Here is a 6858-nt window from a genome sequence, read left to right as displayed (position 1 = left end):
CGTATTTTCTTAAATACGGCGCTTTTTTCATATTTTCAGATTTTTTGCTAAAATACATTGATTTTATTATAAAAAACAAAAGCTTGAATAAGCGTATCCATTCTGAATATGGTTTGTTTTTTCAGCATAGACCTATGCAAATTTTGCATTCCCTCACCTGATTAATGTCAGGATAATAACTTTTTCGATGCATTTTCCTCTTTGTCTTCGTCATTTTCACTGCTTTTTTGTACGCGCCTTTGCGCTGTCTCAACCGGTCAACAGCTTGATCGTGCCCCGCAGCTTGACTTGAACAGGCTCCCTGATTTTAAAGTTAAGCTGAGGAAATTGGGAATTTAATCATGCAAGCAGTTTTTGACGGCCATAATGATGTGCTGCTTCGTCTTTGGGAGAACCGCAATAAAGGCGAAGATCCGGTAAAGGAATTTATCGAAGGAACCACGCAGGGTCATATTGATCTGCCACGCTCCCGCAAAGGCGGCCTTGCCGGCGGTCTCTGCGCGATTTACATTCCCAACCCTGCTACCGGCGAAACAATTTTCGGCGAACCGGACAGCAATGGCCATTACGACACGCCGCTTGCTGCCCCGCTTGACCGCACCTATTCCTTCGACATCGCCAGCGAATTTATCGACATTGCCTATAAGCTTGAACGCGCAGGCGGATGGAAAATCTGCCGAACCGGTCAGGATATCGATAATGCCATTGCAGACGGTGACTTTGCAGCCGTTCTGCATATGGAGGGTTGTGAAGCGCTCGACAAGGATCTGAAGGCACTCGAACTGTTCTATCAGGCCGGTTTGCGCTCGCTCGGCCCTGTCTGGAGCCGTCATAATATTTTCGGCCACGGCGTACCGTTCTCCTATCCGATGAGCCCTGATACCGCACCGGGACTGACCGATGCCGGTAAAGAGCTGATTAAGGCCTGCAATAGCCTCGGCATCCTGATCGACCTGTCGCATATCACTGAAAAAGGCTTCTGGGATGTGGCCAAACTCAGCAATCAGCCTTTGATTGCCAGCCATTCCAATGCCCATGCCCTGACACCGGTTGCACGCAACCTCACCGACAAACAGCTGGATGCAATTGCCGAGAGCAATGGTCTGGTCGGCCTGAACTATGTCACCACCATGCTGCGCGCAGATGGTCAGGTGAATACGGCCACACCGATGAGCGATATGGTGCGCCATATTGATTATCTGGTGAAGAAAGTCGGCATCGATGGTGTGGCACTCGGCTCGGATTATGACGGCGGCCCGATACCGGAAGGTATTACGGATGCTGCGGGTACACATAATCTCGTTCAGGCGCTGCGGGAAGCGGGCTATGGCGAGGATGATCTTGCAAAAATCTGTCGTGAAAACTGGCTGCGTGTGCTGCGCTCTGCCTGGCATGAACACCACTGAGCAATCATAAAAAAGCACAAAAACAATCAGTTGACGACAAGTGTCAGCCTCCTTGCGGAGTCCTGCCATTCAATCATATGATAGATAAAAATCTTTCTGCCGGATTAGCTCGGCAGAAAGAAAATAACACGGTGCGATACACGTGTTTTCAGTATCGCAGGCACGTTGAACGGCCAATCATTTGGGATGAAATATGGGGTATATAATGATTAAAAAATCCAACGGGATTAAAACATTAAATCGTTTTGGTTATCTCGCAGCCACCGCAGCTCTGGGCGTATTTGTCAGCGCAGCAGCAGTGCAGGCCGCAACACCGGCCGATACGCTGGTTCTGGGCTGGACATTCGATGACATGATTACGCTGGATCCGGCGGAATCTTTCGAGCTCTCCACCGGTGAAATCCTCGGCAACACCTATGACCGCCTGCTGCGTCTCGACCCGAATGATGCATCCAAGGTCATCGGCGACGTTGCGGAAAGCTGGGAAGTTTCCGAAGACGGCCTGACCTATACTTTCAAAATCCGTGAAGGCCAGAAATTCGCCTCCGGCAACCCGCTGACAGCTGAAGATGTGGCCTACTCGCTCATCCGTGCTGTTAAAATCGACAAGAGCCCGTCTTTCATTCTCACTCAGTTCGGTTTCAAGCCGGATAATGTGGAAGAGAAGATCAAGGCAACTGATGCCAATACACTGGTTATCACTGTTGACCAGTCCTATGCGCCAAGCTTCGTGCTGAACTGCCTGACCGCTGACGTGGCCTCGGTTGTTGACAAGAAACTGGTTGAAGAAAACGCCAAAGACGGTGATTACGGCTATGGCTGGCTGAAGACCAACTATGCCGGTTCCGGCCCGATGATTGTCCGCGACTGGCGCGCCAATGAAATCGTTGTTCTGGAACGCAATGACAATTACCGTGGCGACAAATCCCCGCTGAAACGCGCGATCTACCGCTATGTCAAGGAAAGCGCGACCCAGCGTCTGATGCTTGAAAAAGGCGATATCGACGTAGCGCGTAACCTTGAGCCGGGCGACATTGATGCGATTGCCAAGACTGAAGGCGTTTCGCTGGCATCTGCACCAAAGGGCACCGTTTATTACTTCAGCCTCAACCAGAAAAACGAAACTCTGGCCAAGCCTGAAGTGCGTGAAGCTCTGAAATATCTCGTTGATTACAGCGCGATTGAATCAACACTGATTAAACATATCGGTGTTCAGCACCAGACATTCCTGCCAAAGGGTCTGCTCGGCGCGTCGGATGAAAAACCGTACAAGCTCGATGTAGCCAAGGCTAAGGAATTGCTGGAAAAAGCCGGTCTGAAAGACGGTTTCAACATCACTATGGATGTGCGTTCCAGCCAGCCTGTAACCGGTATTGCTGAATCCATTCAGCAGACTTTTGCTCAGGCCGGTATCAAGATGGAAATCATTCCGGGCGACGGCAAACAGACCCTGACCAAATATCGTGCCCGCAAGCATGATCTCTATATCGGTCAGTGGGGCACAGACTACTGGGATCCAAACACCAATGCGGATACCTTTGCCAGCAATCCTGACAATAAAGACGATGCATCGGCCAAAACACTGGCATGGCGCAACGCGTGGGATATTCCTGAGCTGACCAAGGAAACCAAAGCTGCGGTTCTGGAACGCGACACTGAGAAGCGTACACAGATGTATATGGACCTGCAGAAGAAACTGCTTGATGACGGTCCGTTTGTCATTCTGTTCCAGCAGACTGAAGTTGCCGCTTACCGCAATAATGTCGAAAACTACAAGCTGGGCGTGACCTTCACCACCAACTCTGTCTACGACGTATCGAAGAAATAATACGGTATGAGTGTAACCACTATTACAGCATCCGGGCGCAAAAACGCCCGGATCAGCAAATGGGCTCTCGGGATCGGGAGCTTCTTGCTGGTCGTCATCACAACCTATCTCGGACTGCTGGCTGTGACCTTCTTCATTGGTCGCGTCATTCCGATTGATCCGGTTCTTGCAATTCTCGGTGACCGCGCACCGGCTCATGTTATTGAGCGCACCCGCGAAGAGTTAGGATTAAATCTGCCGATCTGGCAGCAATTCATTATTTATGTTCAAAAAGCCCTGTCCGGTGATTTCGGCATGTCGGTTCTGACCTCCAATCCGGTTATGACTGACATCAAGCGCGTTTTCCCTGCGACAATGGAACTGGCAACAATCGGCACGCTGATCGGCGCTGTCTTCGGCATTCCGCTCGGTGTGCTCGCGGCTGTAAAGCGCGGCAGCTTCATCGATCAGCTGGTGCGCGTTATCGGTCTGTTCGGATATTCCGTTCCGATCTTCTGGCTCGGCATGATCTGTCTGCTGATTTTCTACGCCAAACTTGGCTGGGTTGCCGGTCCGGGTCGTATTGATGTGGCCTATGAATATACCTTCACGCCGATCACCGGTCTTTATATGCTGGATGCGATTATTCAGCGCCAGTGGGATGCGCTGGGGAATATTCTCTCGCATATCATTCTGCCTGCCTCGCTGCTCGGTTATTTCTCTCTGGCCTATATCAGCCGCATGACCCGTTCTTTCATGCTCAATGAACTGGATCAGGAATATATCGTTGCAGCGCGTGCAAAGGGCTTAAGCGAAACCAAGATCATCTGGGGTCATGCCCTGCGCAATGCGGCAGTGCCGCTTGTGACTGTGATTGCCCTGTCCTATGCCGGTATGCTGGAAGGCTCGGTTCTGACTGAGACCGTATTCTCATGGCCGGGTCTTGGTCTGTACATCACCAATTCTCTGCAAAGCGCTGATATGAATGCTGTTCTCGGCGGCACTATTATCATCGGCTCTGTGTTTATTGCCCTTAATCTGCTTTCCGATCTGCTCTATCGGACACTCGACCCACGGACGCGCGCACGATGAGTGAGACAACACTTCCAAAAGAAACATGGCGGGAATGGCTGCTCACTGAGCGTCCGCAATCCCGTGCACAGGCCAAACTCGGCCGTTCCTACATGATCTGGCGCCGTTTTACCGCGAATAAACTTGCGGTACTCGGCCTGATTATCATCGGTCTGCTGGTATTCGTGGCTGCCTTTGCACCATGGCTGGCACCGCATTCACCGGTTTCCGGCGATCTGGCCAATTCACGCCTGCTGCCAATGGGCTCACCGGGCTATCTGCTGGGTACAGACGATCAGGGGCGCGATATTCTCTCCCGCCTGATCTACGGCTCACGCTGGACGCTCTATGTTGTTCTGCTGGTGGCTATCCTGTCGGCACCGGTCGGTCTTCTGGTCGGTACTGTAGCCGGTTATGCCGGTGGCTGGGTTGATGCGCTGCTAATGCGTATTACCGATATTTTCCTTGCTTTTCCGAAGCTCATTCTGGCGCTCGCTTTTGTTGCGGCTCTGGGACCCGGCATTGAAAATGCAGTTATCGCGATTGCGATTACCTCATGGCCGCCTTATGCCCGTATTGCCCGTGCGGAAACACTGACACTGCGCAATTCGGACTATATTTCAGCTGTGAAGCTGATGGGCGCATCCCCTGCGCGTATCGTCATCCGTCATATTATGCCGCTCTGCCTGTCCTCGCTGATCGTTCGTGTGACGCTGGATATGGCCGGTATTATTCTGACTGCTGCCGGTCTTGGCTTCCTGGGTCTCGGTGCTCAGCCGCCACTGCCTGAATGGGGTGCAATGATTGCTTCCGGCCGTCGTTTCATTCTCGACCAGTGGTGGGTAGCCGCTGTACCGGGCATGGCCATTCTCATTGTCAGCCTTGGCTTCAACCTGCTTGGTGACGGCCTGCGTGACGCTCTTGATCCGCGAGGCAACAACCAATGAGTGACAAGTTACTTTACGTTGACGATCTGCGGGTATCATTCCCTACCCGTACAGGCTCGATTGAGGCTGTTCGCGGCGTGTCTTTCACGCTGGGACGTGAGCGTCTGGGTATTGTGGGTGAATCCGGCTCGGGTAAATCCCAGACCGGCCGCGCCATCATGGGGCTGACACCGCCCCATGCAAAAATCACAGCCAAGCGTCTGGAATTTGATGGTATTGATCTGCTCGGCATCTCTGCAAAAGAACGCCGTGCTTTGCGCGGCAGCCGCGTGGCAATGGTATTGCAGGATCCGAAATATTCGCTCAATCCGGTTATGACCATTGGTCGTCAGATCATTGAAACCCTGTCGGCTCATGCACCGGTCAAAAAATCCGAAGCCCGTCAGAAGGCTCTGGAGATGCTGGAAGCGGTGCAGATCCGTGATCCGGAGCGCGTTTTTGATCTCTATCCGCACGAAGTATCCGGCGGTATGGGACAGCGCGTAATGATCGCGATGATGCTGATTGCTCAACCTGAGCTGCTGATCGCCGATGAGCCGACTTCGGCTCTCGACGTCACCGTTCAGCTTGAAGTGCTTGGTATTCTCGACAAGCTGGTGGCAGACCGCGGCATGGGGCTGATCTTTATCAGCCACGATCTGCGTCTGGTCTCCTCCTTCTGCGACCGCGTTATCGTGATGTATGCCGGTCGTATTGTTGAGGAAATTGCCGCAAGCGATCTGGCCAATGCAAAACATCCATATACTCAGGGGCTTCTGAACTGCATGCCTAAGATCGGCGCTGACCGTCATCCGCTGCCAACCCTGCAACGTCAGGCGGAGTGGAGCGTATGACCGGTACCAGTACAAAAACACCTGCCAATCCGGCATTGTTCATTGAAAATCTCAATGTCTTGTTCAATGACTTCCACGCGTTGAAAGATGCGTCGATCACGGTTGCTAATGGCTCCTCCTTTGGTCTGGTCGGTGAATCCGGTTCAGGCAAGTCCACACTGCTGCGCGCAGTTGCAGGACTGGCACCAACCTCTTCCGGCAAGATTGAGGTCAACGGCAAGCCAATACCAAACCCGCGTGACAAGGCCTTCTACAACACGGTACAGATGGTGTTTCAGGATCCTTACGGTTCCCTGCACCCGCGTCAGACTGTAGATCGCCTCTTGCTTGAGCCATTGGCTATCCACGGCATCAAAGACACGGAGAAGCGTATTGTCCGTGCATTGGATGAAGTGGGCTTGGGCTCCGGCTTCCGCTTCCGCTATCCGCACCAGCTTTCCGGTGGTCAGCGTCAGCGTATTGCGATTGCCCGCGCTCTCATCGTGGAGCCGAGCATTCTGCTGCTGGATGAGCCGACTTCCGCACTTGATGCTTCCGTTCAGGCGGAAGTGCTCAACCTGCTGGAGCAGATCCGCCGCGACCGTAAGCTGACCTTCGTTATGGTCAGTCACGACCTCGCAGTTATCACCCATATGTGTGATGAGCTGGCGGTAATGCAGAATGGTACGATTGTTGAGAAGCTCAAAGCTGATGATCTCGCCAAGGGCAATCTGAAAGAAGACTATACACGCAATCTGATGGTTGCCAGTGAAGGCTTCAAACGCTGATTTCCTGACATCATTAAAAATCAGGCC

The 6858-nt window shown here is 52.5% G+C and carries 6 protein-coding genes; all 6 read left to right on the top strand.

Going from position 1 to position 6858, the window contains the following annotated elements:
- Positions 1–341: 341 nt before the first annotated feature.
- Positions 342–1406, top strand: coding sequence for a dipeptidase (locus tag A918_RS0109815; protein WP_022710895.1), 1065 nt, complete (start codon positions 342–344; stop codon positions 1404–1406).
- Positions 1407–1611: 205 nt separating this feature from the next.
- Positions 1612–3234 (top strand): ABC transporter substrate-binding protein, encoded by a 1623-nt coding sequence (locus tag A918_RS0109810; protein WP_022710894.1) that lies wholly within the window; start codon positions 1612–1614, stop codon positions 3232–3234.
- Positions 3235–3240: 6 nt separating this feature from the next.
- Positions 3241–4305, top strand: coding sequence for an ABC transporter permease (locus A918_RS0109805; protein ID WP_022710893.1), 1065 nt, complete (start codon positions 3241–3243; stop codon positions 4303–4305).
- Positions 4302–5231 (top strand): ABC transporter permease, encoded by a 930-nt coding sequence (locus A918_RS0109800; RefSeq protein ID WP_022710892.1) that lies wholly within the window; start codon positions 4302–4304, stop codon positions 5229–5231. Before A918_RS0109805 ends, A918_RS0109800 begins: the two co-directional genes overlap by 4 nt.
- The gene (locus A918_RS0109795) at positions 5228–6064 is read left to right on the top strand and encodes an ABC transporter ATP-binding protein (RefSeq protein WP_022710891.1); all 837 of its coding nucleotides are present in this window, start codon (positions 5228–5230) and stop codon (positions 6062–6064) included. Before A918_RS0109800 ends, A918_RS0109795 begins: the two co-directional genes overlap by 4 nt.
- On the top strand, positions 6061–6831 hold the full coding sequence (locus A918_RS0109790; RefSeq protein ID WP_022710890.1) for an ABC transporter ATP-binding protein: 771 nt from the start codon (positions 6061–6063) through the stop codon (positions 6829–6831). The genes A918_RS0109795 and A918_RS0109790 overlap by 4 nt, the downstream gene beginning before the upstream one ends.
- Positions 6832–6858: the final 27 nt, after the last annotated feature.

The organism is Pseudochrobactrum sp. AO18b (genome assembly GCF_000409565.1).
Lineage (GTDB): Bacteria > Pseudomonadota > Alphaproteobacteria > Rhizobiales > Rhizobiaceae > Pseudochrobactrum > Pseudochrobactrum saccharolyticum.
Note: the sequence above shows the minus strand (reverse complement) of the source record. Positions and strands in the feature narration are given on the sequence as shown.

Excerpts from the sequence above, each read along its gene's own strand:
- A918_RS0109815 (WP_022710895.1), top strand. The coding sequence starts at position 342 with ATGCAAGCAGTTTTTGACGGCCATAATGATGTGCTGCTTCGTCTTTGG.
- A918_RS0109805 (WP_022710893.1), top strand. The coding sequence starts at position 3,241 with ATGAGTGTAACCACTATTACAGCATCCGGGCGCAAAAACGCCCGGATC.
- A918_RS0109810 (WP_022710894.1), top strand. The coding sequence starts at position 1,612 with ATGATTAAAAAATCCAACGGGATTAAAACATTAAATCGTTTTGGTTAT.
- A918_RS0109790 (WP_022710890.1), top strand. The coding sequence starts at position 6,061 with ATGACCGGTACCAGTACAAAAACACCTGCCAATCCGGCATTGTTCATT.
- A918_RS0109795 (WP_022710891.1), top strand. The coding sequence starts at position 5,228 with ATGAGTGACAAGTTACTTTACGTTGACGATCTGCGGGTATCATTCCCT.
- A918_RS0109800 (WP_022710892.1), top strand. The coding sequence starts at position 4,302 with ATGAGTGAGACAACACTTCCAAAAGAAACATGGCGGGAATGGCTGCTC.